Here is a 17,957-nt window from a genome sequence, read left to right on the forward strand (position 1 = left end):
TCCTGAACTGCGACCCCGGCCGGTTACAGCGCGCTGGTCGGCGCGATTGTGATCGCTTGGCACCAATCTCCCGCGACGACCACCCAGCCAAGAATGGCCGTAAGGTGGACGACCGGAGAATAAAGCGCGGCGCACGATCGGCGATCCGCCGACAGCGAGCGCGTCCGCCTTCGGCTGCCCCCTTCAGCCGAACCATTTCGGCCAGCACCGAATCCTTCGCTGCAGCAGTGGCCTCGATCGTCAGCCGTCCAGTCAGATTGAACGTGCCCGCACGCACGGCGGCACCAGCGCCGATAGGTTGCCGCGCGCGCCCGCCGGCGAGGAGCAGAAACGCTCCCATCCCTGAGCACGTAGTTCGCACGCTGGGCAGTTCGCGCAACCGAAACCCCAGGCATGGCGGTGCTTGCGGTCGCCGTTGTAGCAGGTGTGGGTTTCCTCGCAGATCAGGTGAACAAGTGCCTCGTTCCCCAGGCGCTCGGCCATCGCCCAAGTCTGCGCCTTGTCGATCCACATCAACGGAGTATGGAGGACAAAGCGTGTCTCCATCCCAAGATTCAGGGCGAGTTGCATCGCCTTGATGGTGTCGTCTCGGCAATCGGGGTAGCCGGAGTAATCCGTCTCGCAAACGCCAGCGACCAGATGCTTCGCGCTCCGACGATACGCAACGGCGGCCGCGAAGGCTAAGAAGAGAAGGTTGCGGCCAGGTACGAACGTATTGGGGAGTCCGTTCTCCTGCATCGCGATCTCGACGCCGCGGGTAAGCGCAGTTTCGCTCACCTGTCCTAGCACCGCTATGTCGATGAGGTGATCCTCGCCGAGTCGACTGCTCCAACCCGGAAATTCCCTCCGCATTCGAGCGAGCACTCGCGGCCGGACCTCAAGTTCGATCCGATGCCGCTGCCCGTAGTCAAGCCGATCGTCTCGACGCGCTCGAATCTATCGAGAGCCCAAGCCAAGCAGGTGGTTGAATCTTGGCCGCCGGAGAAGAGGACGAGCGCAGTCTCCGAATCCTGTTGCATCGTCTCACCCTTCATATTCAGCCCAGCATTGGGGGGTCTCGTAGACTGTCACCGACGCAATTTGCGGCAGGATCGGCTTGATTCGGTCCCAGACCTTGCAATATTTTCGGCCGTGGGATTTTCGAGGCCCTCGATCTCATTCAGGCAGTGTGGTCGAGGCGCTGCAAAAGGGGGCCGAAACTAGCCTCCACGTCGAAAAAATCGACAACAAAGCCCGTGCCCGGATTCACCGGCCCCTCAAGACGAAGTTCCACACGGTATGAGTGGCCATGCATTCGATGGCAGCGATGGGATTCGGCCACCCGGGGAAGACGGTGCGCTGCCTCGAACGTGAAAGCCTGTGTAATTTTCATGGTATCCCGAGAAACTTGTGGGTTTGAAGAGTGAGCCGCCAACGTGGGTTGGCAAGGCGATAAGCGACCGCGGCCGCCGTATTAGCCTCGCGCTCAGGCCCGTCCATCGGTTGGAGTAAAAGATGCTTAAAGGTGAGGCCTTCAAAAAGCTCGGGCTCCGCACCAAGCTGAGGATAGACAAGCTTAAGTTCGTCACCTGCCGCGACCACCAGCGGTGCGCCGGCCTTCGGACTGACGCATAGCCAATCGATGTCTGTCGGCGGATCAATGGTGCCGTTGGTCTCCACAGCAATTTCGAATGTCAAGTCGTGTAGAGCTTTTATGAGGTCTTCGTCTATCTACAGAAGCGGTTCCCCTCCAGTGAGGACGACAAGACGCTCCCCTGCCCCTGCCCCTGCCCCTGCCCCACGCCAGGCCTGCCCCACGGCAGATGCAAGCTCCCGCGCGTCGCAAACCGTTCACCGCCGGCGCCGTCCATACCAACAAAATCGGTATCGCAAAACTTGCAGATTGCCTTAGCGCGGTCAGCTTCACGCCCCGACCATAGGTTACATCCAGCGAAACGACAGAATACGGCAGCCCGACCAGCATTACGGCCTTCACCTTGAAGCGTGTAGAAGATCTCCTTGACCGCATACGACATGGATAAAATTGCCTCTGATTGAGCAAGTGACCGCTTCACCTCGCCGATCGAATCGAGCGTGAGTTGACGTATATCCGACGGCAGCTTCTGGAGTCCTTTCCATCGATCCACAAAAATCCACTCACCCGAACTTGGAGCGAATCGCCAGCCCGGTAGGGACGTTGCAATCTGTCGAGCGTCAGCCGTTGCGAAAGGTGTAGCTGTAGCCGTTGATCGCCGGCGCCCCGCCGAGATGCGCGTAAAGGACCCTCGATCCCTCTGGAAAGAAGCCTCGCTGGACAAGGTCGACCATCGCTTGCATCGATTTGCCTTCGTAGACGGGATCAGTAATCATACCCTCGAGCCGCGCGCACAGGCGGATGGCCGCCTTCGTTTCCTCGGACGGAATGCCATAACTCGGGTACGCGTACTCCTCCAACAACACCACGTCCTCCTCGACGATTTCCGTGCGAAGATCGACGAGCTTCGCAGTATTTTGGGCAATGGTTAGCACCTGTGCCTTGGTTTGGGCGGGGGTGGCGGAGGCATCGATACCGATCACGGTGCGCTGGCGGCCGTCCTTGGCGAATCCGACGAGCATGCCGGCGTTTTGTCGAGCCTGTAACCGTGCAAACCACGATGTAGTCGAAGGCAAAACCCAAGCTGCTTCTCCTGGGCCCGCACCTCCTCCGCGAAGCCCACATACCCGAGGCCGCCATATTTGTGTGGCTGGTATCGCATAGGGTCTGCCGCCCCTTGACTTGACCTCCTCGAGAGCCTGTTCCCAACTGGGGCGAATGCTGATATCGAAGCCCTCGTCGACCAGGCGCACCTCTGCTCCCATGATGCGGCTCAAGAGAATGTTGCCGACCCGGTCATAGACGGCATCCTCGTGTGGTACCCAGCTCTCCTGGACCAGGAGGCATTTCATACCGATCTTGGCGGCGACCGCGGCGACCATCCGCGTGTGGTTGGACTGCACGCCGCCGATGGAGACAAGCGTATCGGCATTTGACGCGATCGCATCGGGGATGATGTATTCGAGCTTGCGCAGCTTGTTTCCGCCAAATGCGAGACCGGAGTTGCAGTCCTCGCGCTTGGCGTAGATTTCCACCTTTCCCCCGAGATGTTCGCCGAGGCGGTCGACGGGCGTTGGTCCAAAGGTGAGCGGATAGCGTTCGAACTTTTCCAGCGTTTTCTCTCGGGCAACACGCGATGGAGCTGAATTAGCCATTCACGAGTCTTTCTAGAGGTGTCTTGATTTGACGTCATCTGCATTATCCGGCGCCAGAAGAGTCCCATTACTATTTCCATCGCTCGTTCGTCATTGAGAGTTGCAACCGCACGCCGGCGTACTGCGAGGGGCTGCCCATGGGTATGGCATCCAAGAACTGCATCTCCTGGTTAACTAGAATGACCGGATTGCGGTCACCATGGACTTCTCAAGCACAGTATTCCTCCTAATCGTCTCTGGTCGATGTTTAGGTTGGTCCAAAGTGGCGCCAACTTGAGCACTGACTTTGTCATGGGGCCTCAAGGCAGCAGCAGCGATATGGCCAGCATTTGATCGCGCTGGAGCAAATCTGCGGATTCATTCGTTGCCTGATCAAGGTCCGGCGGCTCGGATCCAACTTCCTTGCAACTGCCGAAATGCTCAGCCCTTTGCCCAGCTTCGCGAGCGAAACCCGACCGCCAGATCAGAAAGAGCACGCTACCGAAATACGCGAGCTGAAGGAGCAGCGAACAAGTCAGCGTCGTGACGACTACTGTGCCGATGGAATGAGAAGCGAAGTAGACAGACAGTGCGGTGCTGCACAGCACCAGCCCCAGGACGCGACAAAAGATTCTAAAGGGCAACGCCGTTCTCCTGGTTTTGTCTCCTCAGATCATGCTGCGACCTGGTCGGCCGCAACATGGGTCTGGCAGTTCTTCGGGCAGACGCGGGCGCAGGCTCGGCAGCCAATGCAGCGGCCGGCATGATCGACGACCATGATCATGCGATTGAGCTCGCCATCGAAATCGCCATCCTCGTCGTCGCAGGCGCCGAGGATTTCACCCGCGTCATCGACGCCGTAAAGATGCATGACCTCGCGCGAGCAGACTTTGAAACAGCGGCCGCAGCCGATGCAGGTCGTTCCGTCTATAGCGGTGAGATATTCCGGCACCCATCCGGAGCCGTCGCGGGTGGTGAATGTGCTCGTCATCGTAACTTCTTCATTGCAGCGAGCGCTCTCTTGGCACCATCCAACTCGGCAAAAACGGCGGACGTTTCCTTGGCAACGTCCTCTATCTCCGTCCATTTTCCCGGGAGATCCTCTGCAAGGTCGCGCAATTTCATCTTGGCGACTGCTGCGCGCAGCTGAAGCTTTCGGACTTTCTTCCCCATTTCATCTAGCTTTGACATAAACCCTTCCTCGAAATCGGTTTCATCACGCCGGCGCCACACCGGGACCGGCTTCAGTGGCTGCGGCCGCATCGTCGATCAGTTTCGCACCGGCCTCAGCCAGTTTCCGGAGCATCTCGAAGCCGAACCGATGAATGTCTTGCCAGAACGACCAACTGCCCGGCCGGGGGGCCCCAAGTCCTCGTGAATTTCATCTCCATCATTGCCGATGTCATCAGGCCGGAGCGCTCCTCGATCGCGAGCCCGACGGCGGTTTAGAACATGTCGAGCCTCCACAGCACGTCAGGATCGGGATCGTCGATGACAGGCATCCCAGGGCGCTGTTTTCTGGTGACGATGAACTCGGCCAGCAGCGTGGCGTCCGATTTGCCTTCCCACGAGCCGCAGGAGTCTAGAGCACGGATCAGCCGCACGAGGCATCTGACAAAAGGCGCGGCAAGCGCCGCCTCGTCCTCGGCAGGGCTGATCGCGGTATCAGACATTTCGCCTTCTCCTCAATTTCAGTCCTCTTCCTCGAAGCACGCTGCCTCGAAGCACGCTGCCTGTTTTCGGGGACGCCTACTTCGGGCACCCTTGCGCAGCCGACGCCGGGGGCGGCCCATTCCACGCAATTGATGTCCCCGTGGCCGACCTTGAACACCTCCTCGACTGCGAGGTCTTCCACGCGAACTCGCGTCGAACATCACTTCCGCCGCAATGCGGCCACAGATCATGAAGATTCGAGCCTCGATCCTGCTGCAAACAATCGACCAAGTGCTGCATGGACCCTCCTTGCTGCGGCCACACCAGGGAAATGGACGAATTGGCCAGTAATCCATTTCGACCAATTAACCCTTTTTGTTTTTTCTCCTCGGCCGACCGCGCTTTGGCACCTTCCGGAAATTGTTTTGCGGAGCCGCACAGAGAGCGCCGTAACAAACCTTCACACCCCTGTAGGTGGCGAGGGCCTGCAGCAAATCCGGTAGAAGGTGCTCTTTCAATTCGTCCGGGACAGGCTCCGGACCGTCCAGCGACTGCAGTGCCAGTTCGACCAACTCGATCGCGCGATCGTTGTTGCCGTTCTCGTAATAGTACCGGGCGACCGCGGGATAAGACCGGAACTTAGGGCTGTCGCCTTGTGGGGGATTCAGTGCCAGAATGTGTTCGGACAGCTCCTTGCCCATCGCGAAGCGCTCAGCGGGGGGAAAGCGCGAATGGTCATTGGCCGGATGGAAAAGCTGGTCTAGCGCCGAAACCATCCAGTCCTGGGAGTTTTTGTCGATCGCGTCGCGGATCAATTGGCGCATCACGGGCAAGCCAGTCCACATGTCGTGTATTTTGTGAAGCACCAGATGCGCATGAGCAGGCGGAAATTGATGTCGTCCGGCATCAAGGCGATGCCCTCTTCGATCGCCCAGAGCGCCGTCTTCCAATCTTCTAACTTCACCGCCGCCCAGAATCTGTCATCGATCGGCTTCTTCAACGCTTGTTCACGCGCTATGGATTCGCTTTTGGCGATCTGCTCCGTATCGGCGGCTTTCGCTTTATCGCTGGTGCGCCAGCTGCCGTTGAGCACTTTCGGCAAAATCTCATCGAGTTGCCCCGGATGACCAATAAAGGCGATGTGGCCGTCTCGGTCGACCACGAACGAAGTCGGAATCCCGGCGGAAAAGCTGGGTTCCCTCCAAAGCCTGTTCATTTTGCCTGTGAAGTCGAACGCGATCCGATAATTCAGATTCGAGCACTTTTCGGTCAACCACGCGTCCAACTTGGTGCGAGCCTCAACGGCCGTTGGAGCGTCTTCATTAGCCGCGACTCCGACGACCTCAAGTCCGCTGTCCCTGTATTTTTCCTGGAGCCGCATCAGCTGGAGCATCTCCGCCACACATAGTTCGCACCAAGTTGCCCAAAATTCGACGATATACACTTTGCCGGGCTGGAGGTTCGTAAGGGGCTCGCCAGGCAGCCAGTTCTCCACTTTGATCGAAGGAACCGGTGACTTCATCTGCAATACCATGTTGCTCTCCAAAGCTATTGCCAAAGGTTGCGCGACTTTATGCGCGAGCTTGTTTCCCTCTTAGAGAGGGGACACGGGTTCAAGGAGAGGAGAGCATCGCTCGTCTCGCGCGTTTGCGTGCAGCCGGCATTCCCTCAGTGTTGCCGCGTCTCAATTCGCAAAGGCCGTGCCAGCGCGCTCAGCGCGCAGTAACGTCATGATTTCGCGTTCAAAAGCCTCGATCTGCCAAGATGGCCGGTTGTATTGAACCCGACATGTTTTCTGCCGCTGTCAGTTTTTCGACAAGCATCACCGCTTCGCGCCGAAAAGCGTGGCCCCGACGACTCAATACGCATTCGGGCCGAGGGACGAGGCCGTGTACATCATGACTGCGTTGGCGGCCGCCAGGCCCGTCATCATCGTCCGCTTCACGCCACTGGCTTGAGCGTCTTGCCGTTCCGGTACCTCAGGCGGTAGCGGATCTCGCCATTTGCGATTGCAAAGCTGCTCCATCCGAGCGCGGCCTGTGGCCCCCTCGCCCGCCTTGCGATTGAACTGGCTGGCTGGGAAATTTTTCACGACGAAGCCGGTCCAGCTTCGGCTCGCCAATACCGCCATCGTCAGCTCGACGATTATGATCGTGGCGAAAAAGGTCAGGATGAGTGCCGGCATGTGCCGGTCCGTGCACTCTGCGGGATTCCTGCTTTGTGCCGATATTGGGTGTTCCCTGTGCTCAGGCGCTACAGGGGTCGCCTAGTGCGAATGTGAGCGTTGTCGGAATTTTGACCAGCCTCAAGGCCGCTCGGTCGCCACGCGATGGGCCGGGCAGACAGAAAACGCTGAAGATGCGGCCGCCCTCGCCGCTGACCCGGCTACCATCCCAGCCGATGACAACGTGACTGATGTCATCGTTCGCGCCGAGGCCGGCAAGAGCCCGACCATCCGACTCGAAGGTCGGTGCCTTGGCCGCTGCACGGTCGTTGCGGTGTTCAGCTCCCGGCCAGTGGTGAGGGAAATCGTGATAACGCCAATACGATGCGGCTACGGTCCGAACGCGGCCTGCCGCGCTGAAACGACTCTCTTTCTCGACCTGACGCCGACCCAAGTATCGGTGTTTTGAGCGCATTGAGGACGCCTGGGCCCCTGCCCGGCTGTTGGTCTGCGCGTTACGGATCGTCTCGGCGAGCAGAACGCCCGAGCCCGCGTAAGAGACGTCCGGAAGGTTCTCGGCGAGGGCGCGTGCAGATTGGCTCCGAGGAACTTCGCGAAACCTGCTCGTTTGCCGCGACCTTTCTCCGACTTCGCATCACGGTAGGTGACAGGAAGTAGAGCCTCGAATAGCATCGGTGCTACTTCAGAACCCGTCAGCGAGCCAAAAACAGCGGCAATGGCGGCTTGCCAACTATCCATCTTGTCACGCTACCAAAGAGACGCTCGCGCAGCCGGCGGCTGCCATGGCACCCATGACAATCATGTTGGCAGACGTGTCGATTGCGTGCTGCGCGAGCACCGTGGCCACCGGTTTGCCGGCGCTCGGCAGCCGGTCGACCAACACCCGAGCACCATGCCGAGTGAGATAGGCAGCGATGTCGGCTCCTGGCTCGGCGCCGCTTCCGGTGCAGGTCGCCTCAGGATCGACGAGGGCGACACGAACTTCCTCAGCACCGGCTAGCAGATCCAGCGCTTCCCGAACCGAACGGGACGCCTGGACTCGCGAATCCCAGCCGACCAGCACGCGCCGTGGAGACATAATCGCCTTAGCGCCCTCCGGCACGACAAGCACCGGCTTTCCCGTATCGAACAAGCTGCCGTTGATAACAAGAGGTCCGAGACGAGTGTCTTTGAGAAATGCGGGGCCGATGATTGTCAGGTCGGTGCAGAGCGCCCGCTGTCGCACCGCGTCACCGACGCCAGCCTTGCGGCAGTGTTCGGTATCGACATCATAGCAGCGCCACGTGGCTCTCAGCAGTTTTTGAATTTCCCTGGATGTCTTTTCCAGATTGGCCATGTCCCGTGAAAATCTCTCGATTTGCTTAGACCGTTGTTCCATTGCGGCACTGTCGTGTGCGCGATGTTTAGACCACTCGGGGATGCCAGCGCCCAGCGGCGTAAGAAGCGGAGGCGACATAATCAATACGGAAAGATGCGCGCCGACCTCGGCACACAAGCGAGCAGCTATTGTGACGTCCTGATCGGAGTGGTCAGCTCCCGTCACACTGAGTATTTTCTTGAAGGCCATCTGACTGCTTCTCTTTAGAGTATGTTGTAGCTGTAGGCGCGTTTCGAAGCCGCAAGACTTGCCCTCAGCATGACGGAAATGGGGAGTGGCACTATTTCCGTTCACTTTCAGTCGTCCGGCTCCTCTAGCGAGTAGCCGGCCGACCTGACGGTACGAATGACGCTGGAGGGGGAGGCCGCCTTCAGAGCCCTCCTGAGCCGGCTGATATGGACATCCACGGTGCGTACACCGACATGGATATTGGCCGGCCAGGCCGCGCTGATCAGCTCGTCTCTGGTGAAGACCTTGCCGGGAGTCTCAAGCAAAAGCCGCAGCAGGTTGAACTCGATCGGCCCAAGGTGGACTTCGTGGCCATTACCCCGAACGCGGTGGGCATCGAGCCTTATCTCAAGGTCGCCACAGGAGATCCAGCCGCCGTTTTCAATCCCGTTGGAACCCGGCTTTGGCAGCGCCAGCTTCATCCGTAGACAGTCAAGCAGCTTGGCCGGCGCGAAGGGCCGCACAAAGCTCTCGTCAATGCCTGCCTTCCAGAGATCGAGGTGCTGGTTCTCGGCGCCGGGCGCGATCAGGGCAATAACGGGCAGGCCGCCGGTCCGGGGCTCCCCCTTGAGCCGGGCGCAGATTGTGGAGCCTGTCGCGCTTGTTGGCTGGCAGTCCAGCACCACGGCCTTCGGCGCCCGTTCACTGGCCAATGCAAGCGCCTCCTCCACGCCGCCGGCCAGTTGAATCGTGAAGCCATCCACCTCCAGAATGTGGCTGTGGACCAGATAGAACTCCGGATCCTGCGAACAGATCAGGACCAGTGGCTTCATCAGCGCTGCCCCAAGAACCACATCGGCCTCGATTGAGAGGGCTGGCCATCGCATGTCCTCAAGGCCTGACACGATCCCGTTGATCGAAAATCGGTTCCATCACGCCCGCGCCACCTCGGGATGAGCCTCAATGGCTGCGGTCGCATCGCCGGCCAGTTTGGTACCGGCCGCGGCGAGTTTCCGGAACGTCTCGAAGCCGAACCGGTGGACGTCGCGCAGGGTCTTCGACAGAACGACCAACCGCCCGGCCGTGAAAAGCACGCGCCCGAAGCCCTCATGGCTCATCTCCATCATCGGCGATGCCATCAGGCCGGAGCGCTCCTCGATCGCAAGCCCGACGGCGGTGTAAAACATCTCGAGCCTCCACAGCACGTCCGGATCGGGATCGCCGATGATCGGGATCGAACGGCGCTGTTCCCTGGTGATGATGAAGTCGCCCAGCAGCTCGGCGTCCGATTTGCCTTCCCAAGACCCGTGGGAATCATGAGCCCGGACCAGCCGCACGAGACATTTGACGAACGGGGTGGCAAGGGCCTCCTCGTCTTCGGCGACAGCAGGGCTAACCACGGCGTCAGACATTTCGCCCACTCCTCATTTCAGTCCTCGTCCTCGAAGGACGGTTTCTGTTCGGCGACACCTGCCTGCGCCAGCACCTTGCGCAACCAAGGGGGAGGACACGTCCTGAGCATCATCTGCGTGCGCAACAGCACCTCTTGGATGCTTTGGGGGTGCGGCACTTTGATCGGATGAATTTTTGCCGAAACAACTTTGGCTGCCGAAGGCCCCCCGATAGCCAGACAAAACAGGAGATGACAGCCCTTCAGCGCCTCCACCTTCGGGGTGATGCGGTCGTCGCCCTCAGTCCGATGCTTCCCGCTCTCGTCGGAAACGTCATCGAAGGCCACGGCTTCCACGAGATTCCACTCCTCGCGCATCACGTCGTAGACAGCAAAGCGCCTGGCCGACCCGAAATGGGCGTTGAGGTTCTTCATGTCCTGCGTGGCGATCGCCACGCGCAATGCGCCGTCTTGGCGTTCCGGCGTCTGTGTGTGAACCTCGTCAGTGACGAGCGAGAGGCGACGAACGGAGCTCATCTGGCATTTCTCGCTTACGGAGTGAATCAAGCGCCTCGGGCGTCGGCGCATGCCGGTTGGCTTCAAAAATGTTGGCGACCTCGAAGATCAGGTCGCGGGTCCCCTGATAGAGGATTGTGAGCTTGTGCTGGCTGCCGAGCCGGTCGAAGATCGGGAAGCCGACCCGCATGAGCGGAATGCCGAGGCGCTGCGCCGCCTGGCGGCCGTGGGAATGGGCGACGAGAAGATCAGCGCCGGCGCCAAGAGCTTCCAAATCGCCGAGATCGCCGATTTGAACCGACTGCGCCGGTACTTCCTCCAAAATTTTCGACATATCGGTCGTGGTGACCGCCGCCGCGATTTCGGAGCCCATGCCGATGAAGAAGCTCGCGAGTTGGTAGAGTTGGTCGGGTTCAGCAGCGATCGCAATTTTCTTGCCTCCAAAGTGGAAATGTCCGTCGAGCAACGCGTCCTGCAACTGCGCCCGGCGACGGCGTACCCCAGCCGGCGCGCGCGCGCCCGAAACCGCGGACAGCAGCGAGACGAACCGGTCGGCATCCTTCAATCCAGTCAGCGACCGGAACAGCACGTATGGCACGCCGGTCAACCTCTGCAGCAGCTCGGCCGGGCGGCGCATATGCTCACCGATGACGATGCATTGCTCGGCCGTGCCAAGCTCGCGGATATCCTCGACACTGGTGCCGCCATAGGTGGTGGTGACCCAGCGGTTGGGCACCGTACCGTCGAGCGAGCCGGAGACGTCCGGCAGAATCACCGGCTTGAGTCCAAAGCTTTCAACCATCTCACGCAAATGCTCGATATCAGCCACAGTGAGGTTCCAGCCAGGCAGGATCACGATCTTCTTCGACTGCCGCGCCTGCTCGCCGGGCCGCGTAATCCTTTCGATCATCGCTGTGACAGCCTTGGCCCAGCCCTCTTCGATCGCGCCATCGAAATCCGGTGTGTTGGCCAGCACGACCTCCGTACCTGCGAGTTCTTCCGTGCGCTTCAGCCTGATATTGGCGATATCTCCTGCGCAGTCTTCGCCCCGGGTTTCCACCAGCGCCGTCGTGCAGACCCCGATCAGCGTTGGCTTTGTGCGGGCCTTGAGGTTGAGGATCGCCTCTTCCAGATGGTCTGCCCCGCCGAGGATCGTCGCCACCTCGTCCATCGCCGTTGTCTGCAGGGGGATGGCTTCCTTGAAATGCCGCACGAACAGCACGAGCGCAAAGCTGGTGCACCCCTGGCTGCCGTGGAACAACGGCATCGCGCCGTCGACGCCAAGAAAGGCCAAGGCGGCACCCAGCGGCTGCGATGACTTCAGCGGATTGACCGCCGCCGCTTTGGTCTGGGGAAGGATGCGGACCATCGGCTTTCCTCAACACTCGCCGAAATCGTCGGCCGTCGTGCCGGCGAGTTCCTGGACAGCATGCAAGGTCACGGCCTCGCTTTTCGTGCTCGGCAGTTCCTCCCTCACCGCAGGCTGGCAATCCCATGGTGCCGGTTCCCGCACCTGGCGCCAGATCGGGTTACGAATGGCGAGGTCGATCTGGCGTACGAGTTCCACCATGCCGTCATAGCCGGCGTAAGGATGTTGGCGCTCCTGGTTGATATCGAGCCAGGGTGTCTTGGCCTTCAGCGCTATGAACTGCGTGCGCCCGCCCGATAGCATGATATCGGCCTTGTGTTCTGAGAGCATGGCGTAAAGCTCGCGCGGCGTCATCTGCTCGAACATGTGGTTGTCGTCCTTGAGGATCTGCTTGATGCGCTCCTTGTCTCCGACGGTCGACTTCTTGACAGAGGTGCCGACGATCTCGATGCCGATCTCCATCAGCGCATGGACGACCGACCAGGACTTCACACCGCCGGTGTTGAGCAGCACGCGCTTGCCTTGGAGCCTCGGCCGGTAGGCCGCGAGCTTCTTCCATGCGATCGCCTCCTCATCTGCAATCAATGCCTCGGTGCGGCCGAGGATCTCCGGATCAGCACCCTTCTTCACGAGCAGCTGAGAGATCTGTCGGAGCGCTTCCGAGGTGTCGGTGATGCCGTAGAAGGAGCCCTCGAAGAACGGAATATCCCAGCGCTGCTCCATCTTGCGGGCGAGATTGATGAGCGCGGTCGAGCACACCATCATAGCCGCCCGGGCGCGGTGCGCGGAGGCAATGTCGAGGTAGCGCGCGTCGCCCGGAATGCAGGCGCGCACCCGGATGCCCAGCCGATCCAGCAGCGGCTTCACCAGCCAGAATTCGCCCGAGAGGTTGAATTCGCCAAGGATATTGATGTCGTAAGGGCCGGCATCGTCGGGCTCCGCCGTGCCGATGACATGATCGAGCAACGCCTCGCCGGCAAGCTTGTTGCCGAGATTCTTGGAGCCGACGAAGCCCGGCGCATTGACCGGCACCACCGGCAGGTCGAACTTTTCCGCCGCGCGCTTGCAGACGGCCTCGATGTCGTCGCCGATCAGCGCCGTCACGCAGGTCGGATACACGAAGATAGCCGGCGGCCCATACGCTTCCTTGATCTCGCGGATCGCTTTGAAGAGCTTCCGCTCGCCCTGCCCCATCACAACGTCGAGTTCGGTGAGGTCGGTCGTGAAGCTCGTGCGCCACAGCGTTGGCCCGGACGAAGCCGCACCGCGGTTGTCCCAGGAATTGCCCTCGCAGGCGAGCGGCGCATGGATCAAATGCGCAACGTCGGTGATCGGCTGCAGCACGATCTTGGCGCCATCGAAGGCACAGCCGCCGGCCGCCGCCCCGGGGGTCAGTGGCTTCGAACAGCCCTTTTTGCGCGCCTTGGCATCCTTGCCGCGGTTCTGCTCGCAGGCGGGCTCGTTGAAGACATCCTGGATTTTGGCTCTGAGCGAGGACATTGCGTCGGTCTCCAAAGTCCCTCGGGAAGACGACCGGCCTCACCGAAGAGGCGGCCGCCACGCTTAGCGGGTGAGGTCATACGAATAGTCCGTCACGCCCGTCTCGCTTGTCTCGCGATCGAGCTTGTCGAAGATCTTGTCGAGGATCGTCGTCAGGACGCGCAACCCGCCTTGGTAGCCCATAAGCGCAAACCGATGGTGATGGTGGCGGTCGAAGATCGGAAACGTCAGCCGGATCAGCGGCGTGCCGGTGTCGCGCTCCAGATACTTGCCATAGGAGTTGCCGATCAGCAGGTCCACCGGCTCGGTGAAGAGCAGGGAGCGCATCGCCCAGAGGTCCTTGCCCGCCCAGACTTGAGCATCCTTGCCGAAGGGCGATGATGCAAGCAGTTCCTTCAACTCCGCTTCCCATGCCGAGGTGCCGTTGGTGGCGAGGCAATGGGTCGGCTCGCCGCCCGTCTCCATGATGAAGCGGGCCATGGCGTAGACAAAGTCCGGATCGCCGTAGATGGCGTATTTCTTACCGTGCAACCAGGATTGGCTGTCCGCCATGGCGTCAACAAGTCGGCCGCGCTCGAGGCGGATTGCCTCGGGGATTTGCTTGTCGGAAATCGCGGAGACCTCCATCAGGAAGTCGTCGGTCGCTTGGACTCCGATCGGGTAATGGAACGAGGCAGTCGCCTGCCCTACCCCCTCGCAATACTCCAGTGTTTTTCGGGTGTTGTAATGTTGTAGCGAAAGTGTCGCCTCGGCGTTGAGTGCCTTTCTCGCGTCCTCGATCTTCGTGCCGCCGTCGTACATGCGGTATTCGCCGTCCGACGGCGTGTCGAACTGGTCAGAGGCGTCTTGGATGAAGGTATAGGACACGCCTATTAGATCGAGCAGGCGCTTGAGTTCCCGGTTGTTGCCAACACAGAAGCCGTCGAAACCCGGAATGATGTTGATGGTTCCCTCGGCTTCCGTGCGCTCCTCGCCTTTCCAGAAATGCTCCAAAATGCCCTTGACCGTAACGTCATAGCCGTCGACATGGCTACCGACGAAGGCCGGCGTGTGGGCGAAGGGCACGTCGAAGTCGCGCGGAACCGAGCCTTGGTCCTTGGCGTTCTCGATGAAGCTGTGCAGGTCGTCGCCAATGACCTCGGCCATACAAGTGGTCGAGACGGCGATCATCTTCGGGTCGTAAAGTTGGTACGTGTTGGCGAGCCCGTCGACCATGTTCTTCAGGCCACCGAACACTGCCGCGTCCTCGGTCATCGAGGAGGAAACTGCCGAAGCAGGCTCCTTGAAATGGCGCGACAGGTGCGATCGGTAATAGGCCACGCAGCCCTGGCTGCCGTGGACGAAGGACATGGTTCGCTCGAAGCCCGCGGCCGCGAACACCGCGCCAAGCGGCTGGCAGGCCTTGGCGGGGTTCACGACAAGCGCTTCGCGAGCGAGGTTCTTTTCGCGGTATTCCCACGTCTTGGTGAATTCGCGTTGGTCGGTAACGACCTGGTCCGGGTGCGGACATTCGAAATTCAGCCTCTTCTCGGCGAGCATCTGCCTGTATTCCGGCTCGCGGAACAGGGGCGCGTGGTCGAGAACTTTTTCAGCCGACTGCGGCATGGGTGGTTACCTCTTCTCCATCTGGCCCGCCATACGGCGGCACAGGGACGTCGAAACGTTTCATGTCTCCCGCGGACAAAGGGCCACAGGCGTTTAACGGCCTCCCGGCTTACGGGAGGCCAGGTTTTCATTCGGCTGCGATCGCCGTCGACGGCTCGGCTTTTTTCTTCCAGGGGGCGTCGTAGAGGTTCCAGACCGGGTTGTTGATGGCCAGATCCATGTCGCGGGCGAAGATGGCGAAGCCGTCGTAGCCGTGATACGGGCCGGAATAATCCCAGGAATGCATTTGGCGGAACGGTATGCCCATCTTCTGGACCGGGTACTTCTCTTTGATGCCGGAGCCCACGAGATCAGGACGGATCCCCTCGATGAACTTCTCCAACTCGTAACCAGTCACGTCGTCATAGATCAGCGTGCCCTTCTTCACGTAGTGGCCGGTGCGCTGATAATCGTCGTTATGGCCAAATTCGTAGCCAGTGCCGACAATAACCATGCCCAGGTCCTCATATGCCGTGACAACGTGACGGGGGCGCAGCCCGCCGACATAGAGCATCACCGTCCTGCCTTCGAGGCGCGGCCGGTACTTGGCTATGACCGCATCGACCAGGGGCCGGTATTTGGCGATGACCGCCTCGGCCTTGGCCTCGATTTCCGGTCCGAAATGCTTGGCTATCTTGCGCAGAGAGGCTTCAGTCTGGGAGGGGCCGAAGAAATTATACTCCATCCAGTCGATGCCATACTTTTCCTCCATATGCCGGCAGATGTAGTTCATCGACCTGTAGCAATGGATGAGATTGAGCTTGGCCTTTGGCGCTCGCTCTATTTCGGCCAGCGTAGCGTCGCCCGACCAGTTGCCGACCACGCGCAGGCCCATCTCCTCGAGCAGGATGCGCGAAGCCCAGGCGTCGCCGCCGATATTGTAGTCGCCGATCACATTGACATCGTACGGGCTGGCCTCGAACTCGACGTCCTTCTTCTCGAACACCCAGTCGCGGATCGCGTCGTTGGCGATGTGGTGGCCGAGTGATTGCGAGACGCCGCGGAAGCCCTCGCAGCGCACCGGCACGATCGTCTTTTCGTGCTCCTTGGCCTTGTTGCGGGACACCGCTTCGGTGTCGTCCCCAATCAGGCCGATCGGACATTCGGATTGCACGCTCATGCCTTTGTTCAGCGGAAACAGTTCCTCGATCTCGTCGATGATCCGTTCCAGCTTCTTGTCGCCGCCGAAAACAATGTCCTTCTCCTGGAAATCGGAGGTGAACTGCATCGTGACGAACGTGTCGATGCCCGTCGTGCCGACGTAGTAGTTGCGACGTTGAGACCAGGAGTATTGCCCGCAGCCGACCGGGCCGTGCGAGATATGGACCATATCCTTGACTGGACCCCACACCACGCCTTTCGAGCCGGCATAGGCGCAGCCGCGAATCGTCATCACGCCGGGGATGGACTTGATGTTCGATTTTACCTCGCATTCGGAAAGGACCTCGCTTTCCTCGCCAGCCTCGTCGCCGCTCTTTGCGACGCTGAGGTGCTTCTTGCGGCGCTTCGCCGCCTTGTCAGGATATTGCGACAGCACCTCCTCGATAAGCTTCGCATGGAGGGTGCCGTCATTCTCGTATTCCAGGCTCATGGGACCCCTTTCAAGGTTCAGGGTGACGCCTCACCAACGAGGCGCCGTTCTTTGAAAGGCGCGCCAGGTCAGGCCGCGCCCCCAGTCAGTAGCGGTCGTTACAGTGCGGCCGCCTTCGTCGCTTCCTTGACCTGAAGCTCGGCAAGCATCTGCTCGTCGGTCTTCATGATGCCGAAGTCGAGCAGCATGTCCTCGAGCTCCTCCATGGTGATCGGGGTCGGGATGGTGCCCTGGCCCGAATTGTTATGGATCTTCTCGGCCAGCGCCCTGTATTCTCCGGCCTGCTTGGAGTCTGGCGCATACTGGATCACAGACATCTTCCTGAGCTCGGCGTGCTGGACGATGTTGTCGCGCGGCACGAAGTGGATGAGCTTGGAATTGAGCCTGGAAGCCAGCGCTTCGGCGAGGTCGAGCTCGCGGTCGGTTTGGCGCTCGTTGCAGATCAGGCCGCCGAGCCGCACGCCACCCGAATGGGCGTATTTCAGGATGCCCTTGGCGATGTTGTTGGCGGCATAGAGCGCCATCATCTCGCCGGACATGACAATGTAGATTTCCTGGGCCTTGTTCTCGCGGATCGGCATCGCGAAACCGCCGCACACCACATCCCCGAGCACGTCGTAGGAGACATAGTCGACATCGTCGTAGGCACCGTTCTCCTCGAGGAAGTTGATCGAGGTGATCACGCCGCGGCCTGCGCAGCCGACACCCGGTTCAGGGCCGCCCGACTCCACGCATTTGATGCCTTTGTAGCCGACCTTGAGCACGTCCGCGAGTTCCAGGTCTTCCACCGAACCTTCCTCTGCGGCGAGGTGCAGGACCGTATCCTGCGCCTTCGCGTTCAGGATCAGGCGGGTGGAGTCGGCTTTGGGGTCGCAGCCGACGATGAGGATTCTCTGCCCAAGGTCGACAAGGGCGGCGAGCGTATTTTGGGAGGTGGTGGACTTGCCGATGCCGCCCTTGCCGTAAAAGGCGATCTGACGCAAACCTGACATGTAGCTTTCCTTCCTTCGTTCCATTCATCGCGGCTGCCGCGACATGAATGCCGGTCGGGCAGCTGTCGCCGCCTCGCACCCAAGGATCTCAAGACTCGTGCCAATTTGGCTGATCGAACCGAAGAATAATTTCATGGTTGCTTTTCAGGGGTTTAGCTTGAGGGCCAAAGAAAGGATCGTCGGAACAGACCGTGTAGCGGACCCGACAATGGCGACACAAAGCGTCGGATCGCGATCCTCAGTCACCGCATTTGTTCGAACCGCATCGTTGTGTTGAGGTGGGCGAACAGCATCTCGACCCTCTAGCGTTAATTGCGGGATGCTGCGAATTCTTCTGTTCCGGCGAGCTGACGTGCTTGGTCTC

The 17,957-nt window shown here is 60.2% G+C and carries 15 protein-coding genes and 6 pseudogenes; all 21 read right to left on the bottom strand.

The genetic code is table 11. The annotated features are described in order from the left end of the window. Positions 1 to 41: 41 nt before the first annotated feature. Positions 42 to 280, bottom strand: a pseudogene (locus NKJ72_RS28395) (nitrogen fixation protein FixI); the annotation flags it as partial. After that, positions 253 to 1,019: pseudogene (queC, locus tag NKJ72_RS28400) on the bottom strand (7-cyano-7-deazaguanine synthase QueC). The pseudogenes queC and NKJ72_RS28395, both read right to left, overlap by 28 nt. Before the next feature lie 4 nt (positions 1,020 to 1,023). Further along, a pseudogene (gene queD / locus NKJ72_RS28405) lies at positions 1,024 to 1,372 on the bottom strand (6-carboxytetrahydropterin synthase QueD). Next, a pseudogene (gene queE, locus NKJ72_RS28410) lies at positions 1,369 to 2,015 on the bottom strand (7-carboxy-7-deazaguanine synthase). Before queE ends, queD begins: the two co-directional pseudogenes overlap by 4 nt. Positions 2,016 to 2,193: 178 nt before the next feature. After that, a pseudogene (locus NKJ72_RS28415) lies at positions 2,194 to 3,228 on the bottom strand (1-aminocyclopropane-1-carboxylate deaminase). A 299-nt stretch (positions 3,229 to 3,527) separates the two neighbouring features. Then, a complete protein-coding gene (locus NKJ72_RS28420; protein WP_352480397.1) occupies positions 3,528 to 3,851 on the bottom strand; it encodes an exopolysaccharide production repressor protein in 324 nt (107 codons plus the stop codon). Positions 3,852 to 3,880: 29 nt separating this feature from the next. Further along, a complete protein-coding gene (fdxB, locus tag NKJ72_RS28425; RefSeq protein ID WP_352480398.1) occupies positions 3,881 to 4,198 on the bottom strand; it encodes a ferredoxin III, nif-specific in 318 nt (105 codons plus the stop codon). After that, positions 4,195 to 4,398 (bottom strand): CCE_0567 family metalloprotein, encoded by a 204-nt coding sequence (locus NKJ72_RS28430; RefSeq protein WP_352480399.1) that lies wholly within the window; start codon positions 4,396 to 4,398, stop codon positions 4,195 to 4,197. Before NKJ72_RS28430 ends, fdxB begins: the two co-directional genes overlap by 4 nt. Positions 4,399 to 4,423: 25 nt before the next feature. Then, positions 4,424 to 4,880 (bottom strand): annotated as a pseudogene (locus NKJ72_RS28435) (NifX-associated nitrogen fixation protein). A gap of 345 nt (positions 4,881 to 5,225) precedes the next feature. Beyond that, the gene (locus tag NKJ72_RS31055; protein WP_502901910.1) at positions 5,226 to 5,684 is read right to left on the bottom strand and encodes a hypothetical protein; all 459 of its coding nucleotides are present in this window, start codon (positions 5,682 to 5,684) and stop codon (positions 5,226 to 5,228) included. Next, complete coding sequence (locus tag NKJ72_RS31060; protein WP_502901911.1) at positions 5,684 to 6,394, bottom strand: TlpA disulfide reductase family protein; 711 nt, start codon at positions 6,392 to 6,394, stop codon at positions 5,684 to 5,686. Before NKJ72_RS31060 ends, NKJ72_RS31055 begins: the two co-directional genes overlap by 1 nt. Before the next feature lie 324 nt (positions 6,395 to 6,718). Further along, positions 6,719 to 7,090: a FixH family protein gene (locus tag NKJ72_RS28450; RefSeq protein WP_502901912.1), complete on the bottom strand. Its 372-nt coding sequence runs from the start codon at positions 7,088 to 7,090 to the stop codon at positions 6,719 to 6,721. Between the two features lie 697 nt (positions 7,091 to 7,787). Further along, entirely contained in the window at positions 7,788 to 8,612 is an 825-nt protein-coding gene (locus NKJ72_RS28455; protein ID WP_352480401.1) for a universal stress protein, read from the bottom strand. Positions 8,613 to 8,719: 107 nt separating this feature from the next. Next, on the bottom strand, positions 8,720 to 9,496 hold the full coding sequence (locus NKJ72_RS28460) for a response regulator transcription factor (protein ID WP_352480402.1): 777 nt from the start codon (positions 9,494 to 9,496) through the stop codon (positions 8,720 to 8,722). Between the two features lie 27 nt (positions 9,497 to 9,523). After that, complete coding sequence (locus NKJ72_RS28465; protein ID WP_352480403.1) at positions 9,524 to 10,003, bottom strand: NifX-associated nitrogen fixation protein; 480 nt, start codon at positions 10,001 to 10,003, stop codon at positions 9,524 to 9,526. Between the two features lie 17 nt (positions 10,004 to 10,020). Further along, complete coding sequence (nifX, locus tag NKJ72_RS28470; RefSeq protein WP_352480404.1) at positions 10,021 to 10,518, bottom strand: nitrogen fixation protein NifX; 498 nt, start codon at positions 10,516 to 10,518, stop codon at positions 10,021 to 10,023. Further along, a complete protein-coding gene (gene nifN / locus NKJ72_RS28475; RefSeq protein ID WP_352480405.1) occupies positions 10,484 to 11,866 on the bottom strand; it encodes a nitrogenase iron-molybdenum cofactor biosynthesis protein NifN in 1,383 nt (460 codons plus the stop codon). The genes nifX and nifN overlap by 35 nt, the downstream gene beginning before the upstream one ends. Before the next feature lie 9 nt (positions 11,867 to 11,875). Beyond that, positions 11,876 to 13,366 (bottom strand): nitrogenase iron-molybdenum cofactor biosynthesis protein NifE, encoded by a 1,491-nt coding sequence (nifE, locus tag NKJ72_RS28480; RefSeq protein WP_352480406.1) that lies wholly within the window; start codon positions 13,364 to 13,366, stop codon positions 11,876 to 11,878. A 63-nt stretch (positions 13,367 to 13,429) separates the two neighbouring features. Next, a complete protein-coding gene (gene nifK / locus NKJ72_RS28485) occupies positions 13,430 to 14,971 on the bottom strand; it encodes a nitrogenase molybdenum-iron protein subunit beta (RefSeq protein WP_352480407.1) in 1,542 nt (513 codons plus the stop codon). Positions 14,972 to 15,098: 127 nt separating this feature from the next. After that, on the bottom strand, positions 15,099 to 16,601 hold the full coding sequence (gene nifD / locus NKJ72_RS28490) for a nitrogenase molybdenum-iron protein alpha chain (RefSeq protein ID WP_352480408.1): 1,503 nt from the start codon (positions 16,599 to 16,601) through the stop codon (positions 15,099 to 15,101). Positions 16,602 to 16,699: 98 nt separating this feature from the next. Then, positions 16,700 to 17,593 (bottom strand): nitrogenase iron protein, encoded by an 894-nt coding sequence (nifH, locus tag NKJ72_RS28495; protein ID WP_352480409.1) that lies wholly within the window; start codon positions 17,591 to 17,593, stop codon positions 16,700 to 16,702. Positions 17,594 to 17,957: the final 364 nt, after the last annotated feature.

This window comes from Mesorhizobium sp. M0045 (genome assembly GCF_040323385.1).
Taxonomy (GTDB): Bacteria; Pseudomonadota; Alphaproteobacteria; order Rhizobiales; family Rhizobiaceae; genus Mesorhizobium.

What these genes read in the sequence shown, in the direction of transcription:
- fdxB (WP_352480398.1), bottom strand. Translation starts at nt 4,198, where the DNA reads ATGACGAGCACATTCACCACCCGCGACGGCTCCGGATGGGTGCCGGAA.
- NKJ72_RS28430 (WP_352480399.1), bottom strand. Translation starts at nt 4,398, where the DNA reads ATGTCAAAGCTAGATGAAATGGGGAAGAAAGTCCGAAAGCTTCAGCTG.
- NKJ72_RS31055 (WP_502901910.1), bottom strand. Translation starts at nt 5,684, where the DNA reads ATGCGCCAATTGATCCGCGACGCGATCGACAAAAACTCCCAGGACTGG.
- NKJ72_RS31060 (WP_502901911.1), bottom strand. Translation starts at nt 6,394, where the DNA reads ATGGTATTGCAGATGAAGTCACCGGTTCCTTCGATCAAAGTGGAGAAC.
- NKJ72_RS28455 (WP_352480401.1), bottom strand. Translation starts at nt 8,612, where the DNA reads ATGGCCTTCAAGAAAATACTCAGTGTGACGGGAGCTGACCACTCCGAT.
- NKJ72_RS28465 (WP_352480403.1), bottom strand. Translation starts at nt 10,003, where the DNA reads ATGTCTGACGCCGTGGTTAGCCCTGCTGTCGCCGAAGACGAGGAGGCC.
- nifX (WP_352480404.1), bottom strand. Translation starts at nt 10,518, where the DNA reads ATGAGCTCCGTTCGTCGCCTCTCGCTCGTCACTGACGAGGTTCACACA.
- nifN (WP_352480405.1), bottom strand. Translation starts at nt 11,866, where the DNA reads ATGGTCCGCATCCTTCCCCAGACCAAAGCGGCGGCGGTCAATCCGCTG.
- nifE (WP_352480406.1), bottom strand. Translation starts at nt 13,366, where the DNA reads ATGTCCTCGCTCAGAGCCAAAATCCAGGATGTCTTCAACGAGCCCGCC.
- nifK (WP_352480407.1), bottom strand. Translation starts at nt 14,971, where the DNA reads ATGCCGCAGTCGGCTGAAAAAGTTCTCGACCACGCGCCCCTGTTCCGC.
- nifD (WP_352480408.1), bottom strand. Translation starts at nt 16,601, where the DNA reads ATGAGCCTGGAATACGAGAATGACGGCACCCTCCATGCGAAGCTTATC.
- nifH (WP_352480409.1), bottom strand. Translation starts at nt 17,593, where the DNA reads ATGTCAGGTTTGCGTCAGATCGCCTTTTACGGCAAGGGCGGCATCGGC.